Below are 19,168 nucleotides of genomic sequence, written 5' to 3' on the forward strand. Positions count from 1 at the left end.
TTTAGCCACCGGAACGCACGGAACAGTTCCCTCTCCGCAAGCCCCTACGGATCCGTGCGTTCCCTATTGCTGATGCGGAAATGGGCCCCGCCGTGTGGCGGGGCTTCTTTTGGGGCGCCTCCCGGAAGCTTGGGGATACCGCGCTAGCGCAGCAGCCCCTGTCCGCCGTCAATCCAGACAGGGCTGCCCGTTATGTGCCGCGCACCGTCCGAGACGAGGAAGCGGATGACGGCGGCGACGTCCTCGCTGCGTCCTGGCTTGCCGCCGGTAATCGGAACCTGTCCCTCCGGCCACTCGACCGGGATTGCCGTTTCCTGCTCGTGACGCAGGCTCGTATTCTCATCGATACTGGTGTCGATCTCCCCCGGGCAGACGGCATTGACCCGGATCTGGTGTCTTGCCAGTTCCAGAGCCAATTGCTGGACGATTGCGACCTGGGCCGCCTTGGTGGCCGTATAGGCCGTGGCGCCCGGCGTCGTGAACGTCCTCGTACCGTTGATCGACGAGACGACCACGATGGCGCCACCACCATTTTGCTTGAGATAGGGGACGGTCATGTGCAGGGTGAGAAACGTGCCCCGCAGGTTGACGGCAATGGTCTCGTCCCATTCGAATGGCTTCAGATCGTCGATCGGCGCCCATACGCCGTTGATGCCGGCATTTGCAATGACGATATCGAGCCGGCCGAACTCGGAAACGAGCTCCTTCACGGCCTCGCGCATCTGCAATTCGTTGGAGACGTCTGCCTCGAGAACGAGAGCCTGTCCGCCCTCGGCCCTGATTAGCCCGGCGACGCTTTCGAGTTCGGACCGCGTGCGCCCCAGCACGCCCACTTTTGCGCCCTCGGCAGCGAGCGCACGTGCCGTGGCTCTGCCAATGCCGGAACCCGCGCCGGTGACCAGTGCGACAGACGAGCGGCCGGCCATCACTGGTGCTTTTTCGCGCGGTCGGTGGGGATGGTGGAAGCCGTGACCGATATGGGATCACTCGCCGGGAAACTGTCTTCAAGACCCTCGTCGAGCTGCCGTTCCATCTCGTCCGTATCCTTGTTGGCGCGAGCGCTGCGGCGCATATTCGGCTGACCTGTCTCGGTTTCGCCGTTCTCGAGGACATTGGTGTCGGTGTTGGCGAGTTCCATCATCACCTCTTTAGCCCGATCCACTGCATTCATGCGATTGAGGCTGTGGCAGGCGTCGTTGCGGAGCGACACGGAAACGATCTCGCCTCCCTCGCCGACGAATTCCACCGTGAAACCAGCCCTTCCGCCCTGTTCCGGGATAACTTGTGTGCCGACTACGTGCATATGCTCATCCTCCTGCTCGCGCTTCCAGGTCCGGGTCCATGACGACATCGTTGACCAAGGGAAGCCGGCTTGCGTTTCCGCAGCCGCTGCCTTCAGGGCAAACGGTCATGTGTTGTTTTTGGTTCCACGGGCTGCGGGCCTGCAGCACCGTGCGTCTGTTCAGACGCACAAGGCCGCTGCAGCGCTTTGAAACCCTGAATCATCCTCAAATCGGCGACGATTTACGGAAACGTGCAATAGGCGTTACCGGGCGCGGGCTCGTTTCGGCTGCCGGCCGGCTGCTTCACTTATCTTCCTGTGCAGTTGATGATCGTCTTCGTCCGCCGCATGTTCCTTCAGAATTTCGCTGAGGCGCTTCAGTTCCCGTTCGTCCAGATTTTCAATTCCGATGAACCGGTTTTCGGCCTCGCTTGTCAGGATAAGCTCGTCCAGCTTCGCCTGTAGCGCCGTGCCGTCGCGATTCTGCGAATTCTGGAGAACGAAGACCATCAGAAAGGTCACGATCGTCGTGCCGGTGTTGATGATGAGTTGCCATGTCTCCGAAAAACCGAAAAGCGGTCCGGTCATACCCCAGAGAGCGATCGTTGCGACCGCGATCACGAACGTGACCGGCCTGCCCGAATATTCGGCGACGGCTGTCGAAAATCTGCTGAAACTGTTTACCATTCCAGAGACCCATCCCTTTCATTGCGATGATCATGGAATTGTCCCGGCGCTTCGGCTGAGCAACCCGGAAGCGGGGATCCGCTGCCGGGTGGTTCGCTGTAAATGCCTGAAACCAAAAAGGGTTCCCCGAATGAGGACGGAGACTAAGCGCGTTGCATTCAAACGTATTCGCGCGGTTCTTGTTACATGTCGTCCCCAAAACCGCTGCGCACTCTTGGGCAACATGCAGTAGCCTTTCGGGCGGAGGAGGAGGGGTCGGTCCAAAAGCCGGCCAAGAAGGGGCAGGTGTTCACTCCCGGCGCGCCATACGCCTAGCTGCCGCCGTCCTGCCCCTGACCCGTGGCGATCGTCAGGAAGGCCTCGCGGGAGGCGGCGAGGAATGCGGCGCGGGCGTCCTCAGGTTTCTTCCGGTGCTTCAGCGCCGCGTTGCACGCGCGGACCGCGCAACCGTAATAGGCACCGTCCCGTACCGGCCACTCGCTTTGCAGGCATTTTATCGCATCGAGTGGCCCCACGACGGTGCGGCATTTGCCGTCCAGCATGTTGAGGCTGACGGGCTTGTTCCATGGGATCTCAAGCATGGCTGTCCCTTTCCGCACCCTCCTGCATCTTTCCTAAGTCGGAGGCGATTAAAGATCATGCAGCAAATTCAAAGACTACAGCGAACCTTTGTGCGACTGAATAGTCTGGAGATGCTCACCTCGATGCCACGGACCGCCGGTTCGCAGGCGGCGTTCCGTTCGACGGGGCTTCGAAGCGTCGCTCCTGCAACTATGCGCCTCTATTGGCTGCGAATCGAGATGTGCGCCTCCTCCGCCGCCTTGATGAAGGCTCTGCGGGCTTTCTCCGTCCTGACCTTGCCGTCCAGTGCTTGGAGGCAAGTGCGTTTTGCGGCGGCGAGCGCGCGGCCATCTCGCTGCGGCCAGCGCAACAGCAGGCATTCGACGGCCTCCCGTGTGCTCTTGACGGCACGGTATCCGCCGGTGTCGCCGAGCTCCAATTCAACGCATTTATCCCACCAGAAACAGTGCATGACGCCTTGCCTCGCAGCTGGTTGCCGGTGGAAATCAAACTGATCGAGCCGGCTTTTGGTTCCCTTGTAACAGGCGATATCGCGGCGCTCGCCACCTGCGCGTGAAGGAGATGCAGGAGACGGTAGCCCGGCGCTGTGCCCTTGACGCAGGATACGATGTCGCTAAGTAAAGAACCGCTCCCGCTCTCAGACATCGGATCGCGGGAGGAACATTGGTGCCGGGCCCCTCTGGCGAGAGTTTTTACGGCGCTCTCGTGATGTCGGTACCGCCAGCAAATCAGCCGGCGGAAAACGCTACCATGAAAATTCAACTCATGCTCCACGCATGTGGCCGTTCGGCCGTGCGCATTTTTTTCTCCGAAAACCTCCGTTTCGCAAAAGCGACGAGTTCGCGGGCAGGGGAGGTTCGCCAATGACACAGCCGAGCTCGCAAACAGCCACGCTTGATTACTTCAAATGGGCCTTTCTCACCACGGCAGCCGGACTCGTGCTCGGCGCCTGGGTCGGTTGGCAATCGACCGGCACGCTCAGCGGCATGATGACGGTCTTCTTCGTCTGTGCCGTCCTTGCAGTTCTCGAAATCTCCCTTTCTTTCGACAATGCCATCGTCAACGCCAACAAGCTCAAGGACATGACGCCGGTCTGGCAGCAGCGGTTCCTGACCTGGGGCATCCTTATCGCCGTCTTCGGAATGCGTATCGTCTTCCCGCTTCTGATCGTGGTGATCGCGGCACATATCGGGCCGATCGACGCCGTCATCCTCGCAGCGGCACGTCCGGAGGAATATGCCCGCATCATGCACGATGCGCATCTGCCGATCGCCGCTTTCGGCGGTACGTTCCTGATGATGGTCGGTCTCAACTATTTCTTCGACCATGAGAAGGACGTGCACTGGATAGCCTGGATCGAGCAAAAGATGGCGCGCTTTGCGACCGTCAGGGGCATCGAAATTGCTTTCGTGCTCGCCCTCATCCTCGGCTTCTCGACCTTGCTCGAGGGCGAAGAGGCGGTCGCATTCGTCCATGCAGCCGTTTACGGCCTGCTGACGTTCCTCGTGGTCGAGATCGTCGGTGGTCTTTTGGACGCCACGGAGCAGACCATGAGCGCTGCGGCGAGGGGTGGTTTCGGCGCGTTCCTTTATTTGGAAGTGCTCGACGCCAGCTTCTCCTTTGACGGTGTCATCGGCGCCTTTGCCCTGACGCAGAACCTGTTCATCATCGCCATCGGCCTTGGTATCGGCGCGATGTATGTGCGCTCCATGACGGTGATGCTGGTCGAGAAGGGAACGCTCAGCGAGTACCGTTACCTGGAGCACGGCGCTTTCTATGCGATCCTGATCCTCTCCGTGGTGATGTATTTCCAGACGCTCGTCCATATTCCCGAAGTGATTACCGGCCTTGGCGGCGCCGGCCTCATCGGCCTTTCGCTCTGGTCGTCGATTCGCCACAACCGGCGCGAGGCGCAAGAGGAGAGCCTCGGGAGAGAACCGGACGCGCGGCTGCGCGCCTAATGCATGTCGCCAAAAGTGCGCAGCGGTTTTGGGATAACGACATGCATAAGAACCCAAAGCGCGCCGCGTGAATACATTTGATGCGACGCGCTTTAGGTCTGACACCGCTCATCAGAATGGGACGGCCCGGCAAGCTTTGCCGGGCCGTCTTTGTGAGATGGACATGGCAGATATTGCATCAGCAGCCCGACGTGCCAATGCACAAGTCAAGGCGGAGCGTGCCGAAGTAAACGGAAGTCGTTCTGCAAAGAGAAACTCCGCGAACGAGATTTCGCCGCATGCTTTTCTCTGCCGGAAAAGGGTCACAGTTTCGGGCGAAGGGCTCGGCGCGCCGGGAACGCCTTCCGGCGACATCCCCACCTGGAAAAGACGCGGAGGAACGCTCTTGAACGCCAGCCCGAACGATCTTGCGCTGATTGCCGTGATGCGCCGCTATTTTTTGGTGAAGGACGAGGCGAACGCGTTGAAGCAGCGGTTGGAGGCCGCCCGCAAGGATGCCGGCGAGGAAATCACCCGCTTCTACGATCCGCGGCTGAACACGCCGCATGCCGATGAAATCATGACATGGCATCGTCTCAGGAGAGAGCAGGAGGAATTGATGAGCCTTGCCGCGCGCTGGGGGAGAGGTGGCAGTATCGAAGACTGTCATGTCGAAGTAGAGCCGCCGGCGGAGACCGTTCATCTGCTCGGCATCCACGCGGTGACGGACTGACAGGCCCCTGTGGTGCGCGCCCGAGTCGAACGCCGAATGCGCAGCCGTTCTCATGCGCGCGGGTGGGAAAAGCAAAAAGGCGGAAACTCGCGCCCCTGCGGGCGCGAGGCCTCCTGAACGAAAAATGGCCCCGGCGGACTATTGTGCCGGGGCGGGAGTAGCGGGCGCCGGGGTAGTCGGTTCCGGTGTCGCTGGTGCGGGCTCTGGCGCCGCAGGCGCGGGTTCGCTTGGGGCCGGTGCCGGGGGCGTTTCGGCTGTCTGTTCGGTGCCACCCGGCATCAGGAAAATTACCGCGAGGATGACGATCGCGACCACTATGATACCGATGATCACGTTTCTGTTCATTGAGTAGTTCCTCCGATACTGGAGACCATCTTGGGTTGACGGTCTCGACTCGATTATTGGAGCGGCCAGTATGCTTTGCAATCAGAGATCAGTGAACACGGCCCATAATCGCCCTTGAACAGGGTGATTCGCAACCCGGTTGCGTGATTCTGATTCCTTGCCAGTGTCGTAAGCGCCGTCAGCAAACGCTGTGACGGCTGAAATCGGCACTGCCGTTCGGGCCGGCCGAGCTAGAAAACCGCCAGGTATCTCAGCAGCGACAAGACGCCGATGATGATCACGATGGCTTGGACGATCTGCTTGGTGCGTCCGTCCAGCGGGAGCCGGTTGACGAGGTAGAGCACGAGAATAACGACGAGAAACGTTACAAGCACGCTGATCAGCAGGGACATGTATTTCCGCTCCGTTGTGTTGGCTTATGAAGCTTTACCTATGGGAGTGGAAGCGGAAGAAAAGGCCTGAACGGCAGGGGCGCATCAATGTGGCTTTGCGGCGATGCTGCGTCGGAAGGCCAGATCCGGTGCTTGTCGCTGCCTGTGCCCTCCCACTGTTCGCGATAAATCGATGAGAAAACGTTTTCTCATATTGACTTCATCGCTGCGCAAAGGTTTTCTCAATCCGATCTTTCTGGGAGGCCGATTTGACGACGCAGCGGGCCAGAAGCGGGCGCGTGACCATCCACGATCTGGCGCGTGAATCGGGCGTCAGCGTCTCGACGGTGTCGAAGGCGCTGAACGACAATGGCCGCATGGCCGCCGAGACGCGGGCACGGATCAAGCGGATCGCCGCCGAAATCGGCTTCCGGCCGAACGCGCTGGCGCGGGGGCTGCTTTCCAGCCGGTCGTTCACCATCGGGCTTCTGACCAACGACACCTACGGCCGCTTCACCCTACCGGTCATGGCGGGAATTTCTGAGGCGTTGGTCGATCACGGCGTCTCGGTCTTCCTCTGCGCGATCGAAGACGATCCCGCCCTCGGCAAGGTTCATGTCGACGCCATGCTGGACAAGCAGGTGGATGGCATCATCGCGACAGGCAAGCGGATCGACAGGTCTCTCCCGGTCGATCTCGCTGGCCTGCCGGTGCCCGTCGTCTATGCCTTCACCGCCGGGGCGCCGGAAAGCGTGACGTTCACCGCCGACGACGCGCAGGGGGCGGCACTTGCAACGGCTTGGCTCAAGAAGATCGGTCGGCGCAGCCTCGTGCATATCACCGGGCCTGAGGACTTCGTTTCTGTTGGCGAGCGCGCCTCCGCCTTCGCAAGGGAGGCGGGCGGGAATGCGCCGGTGCTTTACGGCATCTGGTCGGAGAGTTGGGGGCATCGGGCCATTGCCGATCTGTGGAGTGCCGGTGGAAGGCTGCCGGACGGCATCTTTTGCGGCAACGACCAGATCGCCCGCGGCGTGATCGACGCGCTCCGGGAGCGCGGCGTCAGGGTGCCGGACGACGTCTCCGTCATCGGCTTCGACAACTGGGAGATCCTTGCCGAACAGACGCGTCCGCCGCTGACGACAATCGACATGAATCTGAAGGAACTCGGCAGGGAGGCCGGGTTGATGGTGCTGGCGCTCGCGGAGGGACGGCCGGCCGAGCCCGGCTTGCGCAAGCTGCCCTGCAAGCTTGTCGTGCGGCAATCCTGTGGCGGGGCCGGAACGGCTGAATAAGCGACCGAGTGCGACTGAACGAGGAGGAGGGAGCTCGCGCGCAAGCGGCTCGGTCAAGAGGAGGAATGGAAAGTGTTGAAGAGATTGCTTGCCACAACGGCGCTCGCCTACGCGCTGGGGCTATCCACCGCTTCGGCCGAAACAATCAGCATGTGGGTTCGCTCAGGCATTGGCGACTCCTTCAAGGAAGTCGTCAAGGCCTACAATTCTGCCGGTGAGGACAAGGTCGAACTGACCGAAGTCCCCTTTTCCGAGCTTGTCCAGAAATATGCCACCGCCATCGCCGGCGGTCAGGCGCCGGATGCGCTATCGCTCGACCTCATCTACACGCCGGCCTTCGCTGCAGCCGGCCAGCTCGAGGACCTTAGCGACTGGGCGAAATCGCTTCCCTATTTCAACTCGCTCTCGCCATCGCATGTCAAGCTCGGCACCTACGAGGACAAGATCTACGGCCTGCCGCTTTCGGTCGAGACCTCGATCCTCGCCTGGAACAAGGAGCTCTACCGCAAGGCCGGGCTCGATCCGGAAAAGGCGCCGAAAACCTGGGAGGAGATTGCGGCCAATGCCGAGAAGATCCGCGCGCTCGGCGGAGACACCTACGGCTTCTATTTCTCCGGTGGCGGTTGCGGCGGCTGCATGATCTTCACCTTCACGCCGTTGGCCTGGGGGGCGGGCGCTGACATCCTCTCGGCAGACAGCAAGAAGGCAACAATCGACACGCCAGAGATGCGCAAGGCGGTCGACATCTATCGCAACCTCGTCGCGAAGGACACGGTGCCCGCCGGTTCTGCCAGCGACAACGGCGTGAATTTCCTGACCTTCACGAATGGCAAGATCGGTCAGCAGAGCATCGGGGCCTTTGCCATCGGCACGCTGGTCACGCAGCATCCGGAGATCGACTTCGGCGTGACGCTGATCCCGGGCGTCGACGGCAAACCCTCGTCCTTTGCCGGCGGCGACAACTTCGTCGTCACCAAGGGCACGCGGAAGCTGGAGGCGGTCAAGAAATTCCTCGAATACACCTATTCGATGGAAGGCCAGAAGATCATGGCGAAATACGGCAGCCTGCCGACCCGCGGCGATATAGCCGGTGAGGTTCTCGAAGGCCTCGACCCCCGCCTCAAGGTCGGCATAGACGCCATTGCGGTCGCAAAGACACCCTATACGCTGCAGTTCAACGACCTGATCAACAGTTCGAACGGCCCCTGGGCAACCTTCATCAATGCGGCGATCTACGGCGACGACGTGGACGGCGCCTTCTCGAATGCGCAATCCGAGATGCAGTCGATCATCGACGCGGGCCAATAACCCGTACCGCTGGGAGGGCAATTTGCCCTTCCAGCACACGCAACAGGATCGAAGAAATCACCCATGACGATGTCGGGCATCGCATCTCCGCCGCCGCGCCACCGCAGGAGGAAGCAATCCGGCTGGCGCGGTCTGCTCTACATCGCGCCGGCGATGGCGCTGGTCGGCGTTTTCTTTATCCTGCCGGTGCTCTTCACCATCTGGATGAGCCTGCACAAGTGGCCGCTGCTCGGCAAGCCCGCCTGGATCGGGTTCGGCAATTATGTGCGCATTGTGAGCGACGCGCGCTTCCTGACGGCGCTCGGCTTTACGGCGCATTATACGATCATCGTCACCATCGCCATCTTCGCCGTGGCCTTTCCGCTGGCGATCTTTGTGGAGAAGCAGCGGCCGCTGGTTTCCGCCTATAGAACGATCATCTTTCTGCCGGTCGTCGTCGGGCTCGCCTCGGCCTCGCTGCTCTGGGTGTGGCTGGCCAATGTCGACAGCGGGCTTTTCGCCCCGCGCATGCAGCGGCTCGGGCTGACCAGTAGCCGCATCAACCTGCTTGCCGATTTCGATACGGCCTTTCTCACCATCATCGTCATGGTCGTCTGGAAGATTGCCGGCTTTACCATGATCATCCTGCTCACGGGACTGCAGGCGATTCCCGCTGAACTGACGGAGGCCGCGCGTATCGACGGCGCCCGGCGGTGGCAGCGGTTCCGTTACCTGACGCTGCCGCTGATGCGCCGGACCATGGCGCTGGCGCTGATCCTTTCGGTCACCGGCTCCATCCTCGCCTTCGACCAGTTCTACATCATGACCAGCGGCGGCCCGCAGAACCGGATGATCTCGGTCGTCTACTACATCTTCAACCAGTCCTTCGTGTCCTTCAACCTGGGCTATGGGGCCGCGCTCTCCATCGCGCTTCTGGCTATCCTCGTCGCAATCAGCATCTTTCAGCTCTGGTTGCTCAAAGTGGGGGATGAGAGGCCATGAAGACTCGTCGTGAAATCCGCGCCCGCAAGGCGCTGCGCGACCGGATCGCCTATCACGGGATCGGCATCGGCACGGCCTTCTTCTTCCTGGCGCCCTTCATGATCGGCTTCCTGGCATCGTTTCGGCCGAGCAGCGAATCCGGCTGGCCACCGCTGCCGCCATGGCCGCTGTCGGGCATAAGCTTCGATGCCTACCGCATCCTCGACGGTTTCGGCTCCGGCGTCTGGCAGCACACCATGAATTCGCTGGTGGTGTCGCTCGGGACGGTCGTCTTGACCGTCGCGGTCAGCGTACTCGCCGGCTATGGCTTCTCGCGCTACCGCTTTCCTTTCAAGAACGCGCTTTTCGTGCTGATCATCGCGACGCTGATGATCCCGTTCCAGTCGATCCTGACGCCGCTTTTCATCATCCTGGCGCGGCTCGGTCTCAACAATTCGCTCTTCGGCCTGATGCTCGTCTACGTCACGCTGCAACTGCCGTTCTCGGTCTTCATGATGCGCAACGCCTTCGACGCGGTGCCGAAGGAGATCGAAGAGGCGGCCCGCATCGACGGCGCGCGCGACCTGAAGCTCTTGGTGCGGGTGCTGTTGCCTCTGGTCATGCCGGGCGTCGCGACGGTGTCGATCTTTGCATTCCTCAATGCCTGGAACGAGTTCCTCGCAGCCCTCGTGCTGCTGTCGAGCAATGAGAACTACACGCTGCCGGTCCTGATGATGGCCGTGCGTGCCGGCCGGCTTGGAGCCATCAACTGGGGTGCGGTGCAAGCGGGGGTCGCCGTCATGGTGGTGCCCTGCCTTATCGTCTTCCTGCTGCTGCAACGCTACTACATGCGCGGGCTGATGGCCGGCGCGGTCAAATAACGAGAGAAAGGCACGTCATGAGCAAAAAGGACCGTCAGTTCAGACCCGTGGCCGTACCGGATGTCCGGGTCGGCGGATTTTGGGGCAAGTGGCAGGATGCCGTCTGCAACGCCACGGCCGAGATCCTGCTCGACCGTTGCGTCGAGGCGGGCATGCTGCAGGCGCTCGATGTGAGGCGGCCAAGCCCCGGAATCATCATCCCGATCCAGCCCTGGGGTGGAACGACGCAGATGTTCTGGGACAGCGACCTGGCGAAGTCGATCGAGACCATTGCCTATTCGCTCTACCGCAAGCCCAATCCTCAGTTGGAGGCCAGAGCCGATGAGATCATCGACATGTATGAACGGCTGCAGGACAGGGACGGCTATCTGAATTCCTGGTTCCAGCGGGTGCAGCCGGACCGGCGCTGGACGAACCTGCGCGATCATCACGAGCTCTATTGTGCCGGGCACCTGATCGAAGCGGCCGTCGCCTATTTCCAGGCGACCGGCAAGCGCAAGCTGCTCGACGTCATGTGCCGCTTTGCCGACTACATGATCGGCAAATTCGGCCACGGCGAGGGCCAGATCGCCGGCTATTGCGGCCACCAGGAGATCGAGCTGGCGCTCGTCAAGCTGGCGCGCGTCACCGGCGAAAAGAAGTATCTCGAGCTTTCGAACTTCTTCATCGACGAGCGCGGCCAGGAGCCTCACTTCTTCACCGAGGAGGCGATCCGCGACGGCCGTTCGCCGAAGGACTATATTCAAAAGACCTACGAATACAGCCAGTCGCACGAGCCGGTGCGCCGGCAGAAGAAGGTGGTCGGCCATGCGGTCCGCGCCATGTACATGTATTCCGGCATGGCCGATCTCGCCACCGAGTACAAGGACGACACGCTTACAGCAGCGCTCGAAACATTGTGGGACGACCTGACGACGAAGCAGATGTATGTGACGGGCGGTATCGGCCCGTCGGCGAAGAACGAAGGGTTCACCGACTATTACGACCTGCCGAACGACACGGCCTATGCCGAGACCTGCGCCGCGGTCGCCCTGGTCTTCTGGGCAAGCCGCATGCTCGGGCGCGGACCGAACCGGCGCTTTGCCGACATCATGGAACAGGCGCTCTACAATGGAGCGCTCACCGGCCTTTCGCTGGACGGCAAGACCTTCTTCTATGACAATCCGCTGGAAAGCACCGGCAAGCATCATCGCTGGAAATGGCACAATTGCCCCTGCTGCCCGCCCAATATCGCCCGGCTCGTCGCCTCCGTGGGTGCCTATATGTATGGCGTCGCAGCCGAAGAGATCGCCGTTCATCTCTATGGGGAAAGCACCGCGCGGCTGGAATTGGGCGGCGCGGACGTCACGTTGCGGCAAATCACCAATTATCCGTGGGACGGTAAGGTCTCGATCCGGCTCGAGCTCAAGGAGCCGCGGCAATTCGCCTTGTCCTTGCGCATTCCGGAATGGGCGGATGGCGCCAGCCTATCGGTCAACGGCGGCAGCATCGATCTCGATGTCGTGACGATTGACGGCTATGCCCGCATCCAGCGGCAATGGTCCGATGGCGACGAGGTTTCGCTCGACCTTCCGTTGAAGCTTCGGCCGCAATACGCCAATCCGAAGGTCCGGCAGGATGCCGGCCGTGTGGCGCTGATGCGCGGCCCGCTGGTCTATTGTGCCGAGGAGATCGACAATGGCGGCGATCTCAACGCTCTCATCGTGCCGGAGGACCTGCCAGAAACGAAGACGACGATCCTGGAGGATCTCGAAGGTGCCGTCGCCGTCGAACTGCCGGTCGAGCGCGAGGACACGGCGGCGTGGGGCAAGGCCATGTATCGCTCCAAGCCGGCTACCAGGCACGAGGCAAAATTGCGCCTGGTGCCCTACCACCTCTGGGACAATCGCGCACCTGGCGAAATGCTCGTCTGGCTGCAAGCCGAGAAGCGTGGCGCCTAGATGACCGAACGGGATGGCATCGGTGTGGCACTCAGCGGCGTGCGCAAGAGCTTCGGCGCGCTGCAGGTCGTCCATGGCATCGACCTGACGATCAGGGACGGAGACTTCGTCGTCTTCGTCGGTCCGTCGGGCTGCGGAAAATCGACGCTCTTGCGCATGATCGCCGGGCTCGAGGAGGTGAGCGACGGGGAAATTGCCATCAAGGGGCGCGACGTGACGGATCTCGACCCTTCCGAGCGCGGCATCGCCATGGTCTTCCAGTCCTATGCGCTCTACCCGCACATGAGCGTGCGCGACAATCTCGCATTCGGACTGAAGATGGCGCGTACCGAGCGCACCGAAATCGAGCAGCGCGTCGGGCAAGCGGCCGAGATCCTCAAGATCGACCATCTGCTCGACCGACGGCCGGGACAATTGTCGGGCGGCCAGCGCCAGCGCGTGGCGATCGGCCGGGCGATCGTGCGCAAGCCGGATGTCTTCCTGTTCGACGAGCCGCTCTCCAACCTCGATGCGGAGTTGCGTGTCTCGATGCGCGCGGAGATCGCCCGCCTTCATCGCGAACTCGGCAATACGATGATCTATGTGACGCACGACCAGACGGAGGCGATGACGCTCGCCGACCAGATCGTCATCCTGCGTGACGGAAGGATCGAGCAGACGGGGACGCCGCGCGACGTCTACGAGAACCCCGTCAACACCTTCGTCGCCGGCTTCATCGGCTCGCCGCGCATGAACCTCTTGGATGCGGAATGGAGTGGCTCGGGAAAGGTGCGGCTTGCCGGCTGCGAGATCGGCGCCTGCCTGGACTCGTTTCGACCCGGCGAAAGGATCGTCTTCGGCATACGGCCCGAGCATATCAGGATCGTCGCCGGCGGAACCGATGCGGTGCAGGCGACCGTGGAGTTCACCGAATATCTCGGTGGCACGCGCTATGTCTATTGCCGGCTCGGCGATGCGCAGAATCTCGTGGTGGAATTGCGGGAAGGCGACGACATCCCGTCAGGATCGGCGGTGTGGCTGACGGCGCCGCCTGAGCGTCGGCGGTACTTCGACGGCAACGGCGCGCGGATCGGCTGACCGAGGCAAGACGCATCAAGCATGGTCGAAGCGCACGCGCCGCGCGTCAAAAATGCGCCAGGCCGCGATAGCGGCTCGGAATGCCCGCGACCTCATGGCATCTGGCAAGGCTTTCCAACCAGCGAGCCAGGTCTTCCGGAATTTCTGCCTGGCCGCTTTCCATGGCCTCGACCCACGAGAGCTGGCATTGGAGCGCGGATGTGAGATCGATCGTCGTCCACCTCAAACTGGCGAGACATGCGGCAAAACGTTCGGGCGTCATGGGGCAGGGTTCTTCGTTCGAATGCTTGCGCGTCGAATTGGCGCCATTCCTGTCTATCGACCGCTTTGCCGCAGTGTGCGTTCCTTCGGTAACAGCCTTCTGCATGTCTCCCTGAATCGGCCTCGGTTTAAGGACAAAGACATGCAGCAATTCAAAGTGCTACAGCGACCTTTGCGCGTCTGATAGGACGCGCGGCGCTGTAGTGTCAGGCGCAGGTAACCTTGATCTCAGCTCTTGGCGCCTCGCATTGCTTGCGAAGGCAAGACGCCGAAGCGCTTCCTGTAGTCGGCTGCGAACCGGCCAAGATGGGTGAAGCCCCATTTCAGCGCGATATCCGCGACGCTCAGGGCCTCATGTGAATTCATGAGATCCTGATGGGCGGCGGTCAGCCGCAATTCGTGCAGATAAGCCATGGGCGTGGTCATGCGGAACTGTCGGAATCCCTGCTGGAGGGTGCGGACGCTCACCTTCGCCGCCGCGGCAATATCAGCCATGGTGATCGGCTCGGCGATATGTGCATGCATGAAATCGATCGCCCATTTGACATGCCGCGGTGCCGGCAGGGGCACCGGGCTTGCAAGCTGGTCCGAGTAGCGGTGCGGAGCGGCTTCCAGCAGGAGATGGGTCACCGCGTCGCCGAGCGAAGCGAGGGCCAACGGGGATTGTCGCAGGGGGCGTTTCCCCGCAGTCCGCTGCATGTGGTTTCGACAAGTTGTGCCAATGCAAGCCCCGGTCCAGCAGAGAGATCGATGTGCGGGTGGAACTCGAGGTCACCGCTGATCGTCCGCTCCAACATGTTGATCAGGTGGCTGGCGATCTTGCGCTGGTCGATGAACAAGGTGAGGTGCTTGCGGGGGCCAAACAGACGGACGCTTTCGTTGCGCGCGCCGTCGACGAGCGTTCCCTGGCCGGGCCGCGACCAGATTTCTCTGCCGCCGGATTCAAACAGCGCGGCTCCTCGTGTCGGAAGAAAGATCAGCAGCTTGTCGCTTGCCGCCTGCCGTTTGCATTCCAATTCGCCTTCATAGGCGCAGCTGCCGAACGATATCACCCCTGTCGAATAGAATTCGCAATCGAACGCAAGGGGTTCGCCGCGCAGCCTCTCGACCTTGATCGGAGAAACGGGGGTGGACAAGACAGCCGCGAGTTCGTCCGGATCGAGGCCGCGGAACGACGTGGTCGCAATAGAAATCCTGTCCACTTCGCTCCCTCCCTCGGCGGAGGCGGGCCTGACCACGGGCAAAACATCCATAGTGTAAGTGGCGTAGCTGCCACGCCACCTGCCTATGTCCCGGGTCCGTGAAGCTATCCCGCCCCAGCCATTCTCTGCGAATGAAGAATGGCACGGGGCTATTCGTCCTTCCGGAAGAATTGGAGCTCCACAAAAATAACGCGCGGCGAAGACATCCCGGCGCTGTGTGGACAAAATTTGCGCGCAGTGGATAATCGCGTTCCGCCCCTCGGTAATGCGATCTACCTGCGATCGCATTTACTTTACGGCACGTGCTTTCCTGGCCGAATCGTCTTGGAACATCTTTGAATGGAAGTGTGGATTGCAGGTAGCGATTTGGTAGTTGAGGCAAAGGCCGGCACAGTTGACAGGTTTGCCTTGGAAGCGATGCGCTTCCCTAAGGATGCGCGGTGCCGGACGGACATTTGGCGGAGCGGAGCGGTCGTGCAAATCCTAAATTAGTCGCGGCGCTTCCCGTTGGGATCTGGATCGTCGATGTTCGATGCTTCGTCGGCCGAGGGATGATCGGGAAGAAGATCGTTGATCTTGTAGGCGACCTCGGTCCTATTGGCGGCCTTGATCTTCTTCATGATGTTGCGGACGTGAACCTTTACCGTGCTTTCCCGCAGGTTGAGCTCGTAGGCAATGACCTTGTTCGCTTTTCCACGCCGGAGCGCCTCCACCACTTCCGCCTGGCGATCGGTGAACAAACCGGCCAATGGTCGCTCGGCGGCGCCCCCCGTTTCGAACAAGTGACGCATCGCGAAGACGCTGCTCGCCGGAACGAAGATGCCGCCCGCCAGAGAAAGCGAGATAGCCTCGATACAGACATCCACGCTCACGGAGGAAGGAATGTAGCCCTTCGCCCCGCATTCCAGCGCCTTGACGATCTGCGACAGATCGTCCCTGTCCGCCATGACGATCACCGGAACGGGGGCGAACTCGGACGCGAGTCTCTTGATTTCTTGTTCAACAGGCGGATCATCGATCCTCTTTTCCGCGATGTTCAAGAGGATCGCCTCCGGCGGCGTGCCCTCGTCGCTTTGCCGAGCCCACGCCTCGGAGGACTCGTAGGTGAGAATAGGCGTGCCTGGATTGTCGGCGGCGATGTTTCGCGCCAGGCTGTCGCGCCAGAGGAGCCGCCTGTCGATGATGACAAGGGGCCGCTCGCGCTGCGGCTGAGCTTCTGCCTCCGCCGCGCGCGGCTCGCCGGCGGTGTTTTCGGGAACAGGACTGGCTTGGTCTTCCCCTCTATCCCCGGTGCCGGAAGAGCTCATGGCCGTTGCCTCTCGCCGGCTCGTCCAGCGTCCGCTTCGGTCGAGAGATATGCGTTTGCATATTTGCTTGATGCGTCTGCGTCGCTAACCACTTTTGCCTCGAAACGTATTAAAGAAAAATTTTAAAAATGCATAAGACACTAAAAGCGAAGCGCGATTCAAAATGCCCGATCAACTCTTCCAATAATTTCAAGTATCTGCCATTTGCAGTTTCGTGAACAGAGCAGAAGCTTTCGTGCTTTTGAAGTATATGAATGTGGGAGTACCTACGCCTTTTGTAGGCTGCCCACCTTGCGCCCCGCTGTTAAATAGTGGGCACCTTAGACAACTGCCGAAGTCGAATCGACCCCGGAGCGATTGCCTGGATTGTTCCACGAATTCAATCGGCGTCTGCAGGTTGTTCCATTTCCCGGCTTCCGGTCCATCCCTGTTATCCCGCGCGGTTCAGCTTCTACGGCATGTTTCCTTAGATAGCAGCAAAGGATAAAAACATGCAGCGATTCAATGGGCTACAGCGTCCTTTGTGCACCTGAAAGGACGCACGGCGCTGTAGGGGACATCATAAAATGGATCTTGTCGCGGTAACGGTCTCGTTCCTTTGGATGAAGCAGAGCAAGGCAGAGCTCCGCCGCCCGTAACTTTCAATGGATAGCTCACACCTTTTGCACCGTCGCGACCGCGTGCGCCGTGGGCTAGAGTTCGCTGAAGCGGACGCGGTTGCGCAGATGCGGTCGGCCAGTGGTTGCCGATCGATTGATTGGGTGGGGCACATGGCGTTACGGAACGTGGCTGAGCACGGCGAAGTTGGGTTCGGGTCCTTTGCGGATGGCAAACGGCGGACCGAGCCCCGACGTGTCGTTCTGATTGTGTCGAGCGTAGGAAGCGTCTCGGAGCGGTTGATCGAGGCGATGGAGCGTGAATTTCCGTGGGTCCGCGTCGATCAGGTCGACGACGTCGATGCGGCGTGCCGAACCTTCTCGCATCCGGTGTCGCTGATTCTCGTCGACATCGGCCTGATGAAGGACATTGAGGGCGCTTCGAACCGCATCCTGCGCTTGCATCCGCAGGCACTGACGGCCCTCATCGAACCGCATGGCCGAGGCCAGAATTCGGCTGTGGCCGATATTTTGAGGTCGCCCCTGGTTCGTAGCGTGCTGCCCATGAACGTCAGGCTCGATGTATGGCTGTCGGTGATCCGGCTGATGCTCTGTGGCGGCGAGTATTTTCCACCGGAGTTTATGCTTCTGGCAAGCAGAGGCGATCAGCACTTGCCGCCCCATAACGGGGTCGCGGCAGGCCCGGGTGGAGCCGGCGTTGGCGAGCTGACGGCCCGCGAACTGCAGATTCTCGAGATGGTTTCGCGCGGGCTGCAGAACAAGCTGATCGCGGCCGAATTCCGGTTGTCGGAACATACCGTCAAGATTCATCTGCACAACATCATTACCAAACTGGGCGCCCATAACCGGACCGAGGCCGCGGCCAGATACCGCAGCTTCCAGGACCGCAAGGCATCGTCGGCGCTCAAGGTGTCCCGCTCCACGTCCTGAGTGGATCGGCCGGGCCCGATCGGAGCGTGACCGTTCTGGAACCGTCGGCTATTCGCTCGCCCCGAGCGGATTTGGGCACTACGAAAGGTGGATCAGAGATACCCGGCCAACGGTCAAAGGCGGTAGCCATCCTCTCATTTCGTCAATTGTCAAACGCCACGCCGCGTCACTTAATCCGATTCTTGGATCGTACCACGGGCCGGCTGCATGGTCGGTTGGTTGCCGTCGCCCATTGACGCGACGTGGTGCTCGTGCGTACCCCCTTCATTTTTGGGGGATATTCCATTAGACTATTGTGTATTCTATGTCTATTCATGATGAAGCGGCGCCGATGAGGAAGGTTTGGTCCTGAAGAAAGACGCCAAGGGTAGTAATTCAAAAGTAGTATCAACACGGTATACGAGTAAATTTTACGCATCGAACATTTCCTCTTGAGGTGTTTATCTCTACAGGCTTCATTTTTGTTAAAGGGGATTTTGCAATGGCGTCTTTAATATCGAGATTTGAGAAAATGCCAGCCTTTGCGCAGCAGCCGCACAGCGCGAACGGTATCTCACAGCTGGGCAAGGATGGGGAAAAGCAGCTGTTGGAGGGGATAGACAAACCGTGTCTGCTTGTCCTCGATAGCAGGGCGTTGGACCGCGAATGCCTCGCAAGGACCTTGACCAACCATGCTCTCAGCATGGAGGTCGCCGCCTTCGGTTCGGTCGATGAATGGCGGGAGAACAAGGGCACCTGCCCACCGGTCGGCGCCGTCCTCCTCAATATCGGGGCGCGAAAAGTTGCCGATGTCGCGGCCGACATTGCAAAGCTCGCCTCCGAGTTCCGGCCTATCCCGGTTGTCGTCCTGTCGGACATCGATGACATTGCCCAGATCCTAAGGGCGCTCGAATGCGGTGCGCGGGGATACATCCCGACGTCCGTGGGCCTGGAGATCTGCATCGAAGCGATCGGACTGGCGATCGCCGGCGGAATCTTCCTGCCGGCCAGCAGCGTTCTCGCGGTTCGCCATCTGATCGAGACGGGAAAGCAGGAAGGCCCGCCGCTGGCGGGGATGTTCACGCTTCGGCAAGCGGAAGTCGTGCAGGCCCTTCGCAAGGGCAAGGCGAACAAGATCATCGCCTATGAGCTCAATCTGCGCGAGAGCACCGTGAAGGTGCATATTCGCAACATCATGAAGAAGCTGAAGGCGACGAACCGGACCGAGGTGGCATATAAGCTGAACGACCTCTTTTCCGGCGATGCGGGCTACCATTGATCGGGCCAGATCCGTTCATGAAATTGCGGCACAGCCGTGCCCACCGCGGGTCTGTGTGCTTGCAGGGAGGTAACGCTGCGCTTCTCGCCGGCGACGCATCGAACTGACCCTCGCAGCGCCGGGTGCGCCAAGCCGGGAACGTCCGCTTTTTTTGTTTCCGTCGATCCAAGGCCCCTTTCGCCACCCTGTTCGGGA

At 60.8% G+C, this 19,168-nt stretch carries 20 protein-coding genes; 10 read left to right on the forward strand and 10 right to left on the reverse strand.

What is annotated here, in order from left to right:
* Positions 1 to 143: 143 nt before the first annotated feature.
* The 5 genes from AU381_RS12140 to AU381_RS12160 all read right to left on the reverse strand — a co-directional run bounded on the left by AU381_RS12140 (position 144) and on the right by AU381_RS12160 (position 3,002).
* Positions 144 to 926 carry an SDR family oxidoreductase gene (locus AU381_RS12140; protein WP_064242028.1) on the reverse strand — a complete coding sequence of 261 codons (783 nt, stop codon included), beginning with the start codon at positions 924 to 926 and terminating at the stop codon, positions 144 to 146.
* Complete coding sequence (locus AU381_RS12145) at positions 926 to 1,303, reverse strand: hypothetical protein (protein WP_064242272.1); 378 nt, start codon at positions 1,301 to 1,303, stop codon at positions 926 to 928. The genes AU381_RS12140 and AU381_RS12145 overlap by 1 nt, the downstream gene beginning before the upstream one ends.
* Before the next feature lie 243 nt (positions 1,304 to 1,546).
* Positions 1,547 to 1,969, reverse strand: a complete 423-nt coding sequence (locus tag AU381_RS12150; RefSeq protein ID WP_064242029.1) for a low affinity iron permease family protein — start codon at positions 1,967 to 1,969, stop codon at positions 1,547 to 1,549.
* Between the two features lie 311 nt (positions 1,970 to 2,280).
* On the reverse strand, positions 2,281 to 2,550 hold the full coding sequence (locus AU381_RS12155) for a DUF982 domain-containing protein (protein WP_064242030.1): 270 nt from the start codon (positions 2,548 to 2,550) through the stop codon (positions 2,281 to 2,283).
* Between the two features lie 200 nt (positions 2,551 to 2,750).
* Entirely contained in the window at positions 2,751 to 3,002 is a 252-nt protein-coding gene (locus tag AU381_RS12160; protein WP_064242031.1) for a DUF982 domain-containing protein, read from the reverse strand.
* Between the two features lie 412 nt (positions 3,003 to 3,414).
* On the opposite strand from AU381_RS12160, the gene AU381_RS12165 reads away from it, so the two are divergent.
* Together AU381_RS12165 and AU381_RS12170 are read left to right on the forward strand one after the other, a co-directional pair.
* Positions 3,415 to 4,512, forward strand: a complete 1,098-nt coding sequence (locus AU381_RS12165) for a DUF475 domain-containing protein (RefSeq protein WP_064242273.1) — start codon at positions 3,415 to 3,417, stop codon at positions 4,510 to 4,512.
* Positions 4,513 to 4,897: 385 nt separating this feature from the next.
* Complete coding sequence (locus tag AU381_RS12170) at positions 4,898 to 5,224, forward strand: hypothetical protein (RefSeq protein ID WP_064242032.1); 327 nt, start codon at positions 4,898 to 4,900, stop codon at positions 5,222 to 5,224.
* A gap of 575 nt (positions 5,225 to 5,799) precedes the next feature.
* Here the strand turns inward: AU381_RS12170 and AU381_RS30305 are convergent.
* Positions 5,800 to 5,961 carry a Thivi_2564 family membrane protein gene (locus tag AU381_RS30305; protein WP_014331478.1) on the reverse strand — a complete coding sequence of 54 codons (162 nt, stop codon included), beginning with the start codon at positions 5,959 to 5,961 and terminating at the stop codon, positions 5,800 to 5,802.
* Positions 5,962 to 6,239: 278 nt separating this feature from the next.
* On the opposite strand from AU381_RS30305, the gene AU381_RS12180 reads away from it, so the two are divergent.
* The 6 genes from AU381_RS12180 to AU381_RS12205 all read left to right on the forward strand — a co-directional run bounded on the left by AU381_RS12180 (position 6,240) and on the right by AU381_RS12205 (position 13,398).
* Positions 6,240 to 7,232: a LacI family DNA-binding transcriptional regulator gene (locus AU381_RS12180; RefSeq protein WP_244520054.1), complete on the forward strand. Its 993-nt coding sequence runs from the start codon at positions 6,240 to 6,242 to the stop codon at positions 7,230 to 7,232.
* A 72-nt stretch (positions 7,233 to 7,304) separates the two neighbouring features.
* A complete protein-coding gene (locus AU381_RS12185; RefSeq protein WP_064242035.1) occupies positions 7,305 to 8,540 on the forward strand; it encodes an ABC transporter substrate-binding protein in 1,236 nt (411 codons plus the stop codon).
* A 63-nt stretch (positions 8,541 to 8,603) separates the two neighbouring features.
* A complete protein-coding gene (locus AU381_RS12190) occupies positions 8,604 to 9,521 on the forward strand; it encodes a carbohydrate ABC transporter permease (RefSeq protein ID WP_064242036.1) in 918 nt (305 codons plus the stop codon).
* Positions 9,518 to 10,381, forward strand: coding sequence for a carbohydrate ABC transporter permease (locus AU381_RS12195; RefSeq protein ID WP_064242037.1), 864 nt, complete (start codon positions 9,518 to 9,520; stop codon positions 10,379 to 10,381). The genes AU381_RS12190 and AU381_RS12195 overlap by 4 nt, the downstream gene beginning before the upstream one ends.
* Before the next feature lie 17 nt (positions 10,382 to 10,398).
* Positions 10,399 to 12,321, forward strand: a complete 1,923-nt coding sequence (locus AU381_RS12200) for a glycoside hydrolase family 127 protein (RefSeq protein ID WP_064242038.1) — start codon at positions 10,399 to 10,401, stop codon at positions 12,319 to 12,321.
* On the forward strand, positions 12,322 to 13,398 hold the full coding sequence (locus AU381_RS12205) for an ABC transporter ATP-binding protein (RefSeq protein ID WP_064242039.1): 1,077 nt from the start codon (positions 12,322 to 12,324) through the stop codon (positions 13,396 to 13,398).
* 46 nt (positions 13,399 to 13,444) lie between these two features.
* Here the strand turns inward: AU381_RS12205 and AU381_RS12210 are convergent, their stop codons facing one another.
* The 4 genes from AU381_RS12210 to AU381_RS12220 all read right to left on the reverse strand — a co-directional run bounded on the left by AU381_RS12210 (position 13,445) and on the right by AU381_RS12220 (position 16,168).
* Positions 13,445 to 13,660, reverse strand: coding sequence for a hypothetical protein (locus AU381_RS12210; RefSeq protein WP_064242274.1), 216 nt, complete (start codon positions 13,658 to 13,660; stop codon positions 13,445 to 13,447).
* Positions 13,661 to 13,887: 227 nt separating this feature from the next.
* A complete protein-coding gene (locus AU381_RS31080) occupies positions 13,888 to 14,316 on the reverse strand; it encodes a helix-turn-helix transcriptional regulator (protein WP_342028728.1) in 429 nt (142 codons plus the stop codon).
* Complete coding sequence (locus AU381_RS31085; protein WP_342028729.1) at positions 14,286 to 14,861, reverse strand: cupin domain-containing protein; 576 nt, start codon at positions 14,859 to 14,861, stop codon at positions 14,286 to 14,288. Before AU381_RS31085 ends, AU381_RS31080 begins: the two co-directional genes overlap by 31 nt.
* 488 nt (positions 14,862 to 15,349) lie before the next feature.
* Positions 15,350 to 16,168 carry a LuxR C-terminal-related transcriptional regulator gene (locus AU381_RS12220; RefSeq protein ID WP_064242040.1) on the reverse strand — a complete coding sequence of 273 codons (819 nt, stop codon included), beginning with the start codon at positions 16,166 to 16,168 and terminating at the stop codon, positions 15,350 to 15,352.
* Positions 16,169 to 16,938: 770 nt separating this feature from the next.
* Here AU381_RS12220 and AU381_RS12225 point away from each other — a divergent pair.
* Together AU381_RS12225 and AU381_RS12230 are read left to right on the forward strand one after the other, a co-directional pair.
* The gene (locus AU381_RS12225) at positions 16,939 to 17,715 is read left to right on the forward strand and encodes a helix-turn-helix transcriptional regulator (protein ID WP_064242041.1); all 777 of its coding nucleotides are present in this window, start codon (positions 16,939 to 16,941) and stop codon (positions 17,713 to 17,715) included.
* A gap of 481 nt (positions 17,716 to 18,196) precedes the next feature.
* Positions 18,197 to 18,973, forward strand: coding sequence for a response regulator transcription factor (locus AU381_RS12230; protein ID WP_064242042.1), 777 nt, complete (start codon positions 18,197 to 18,199; stop codon positions 18,971 to 18,973).
* The last annotated feature ends 195 nt before the right edge of the window (positions 18,974 to 19,168 follow it).

The sequence above is a fragment of the Sinorhizobium glycinis genome, from assembly GCF_001651865.1.
Lineage (GTDB): Bacteria > Pseudomonadota > Alphaproteobacteria > Rhizobiales > Rhizobiaceae > Sinorhizobium > Sinorhizobium glycinis.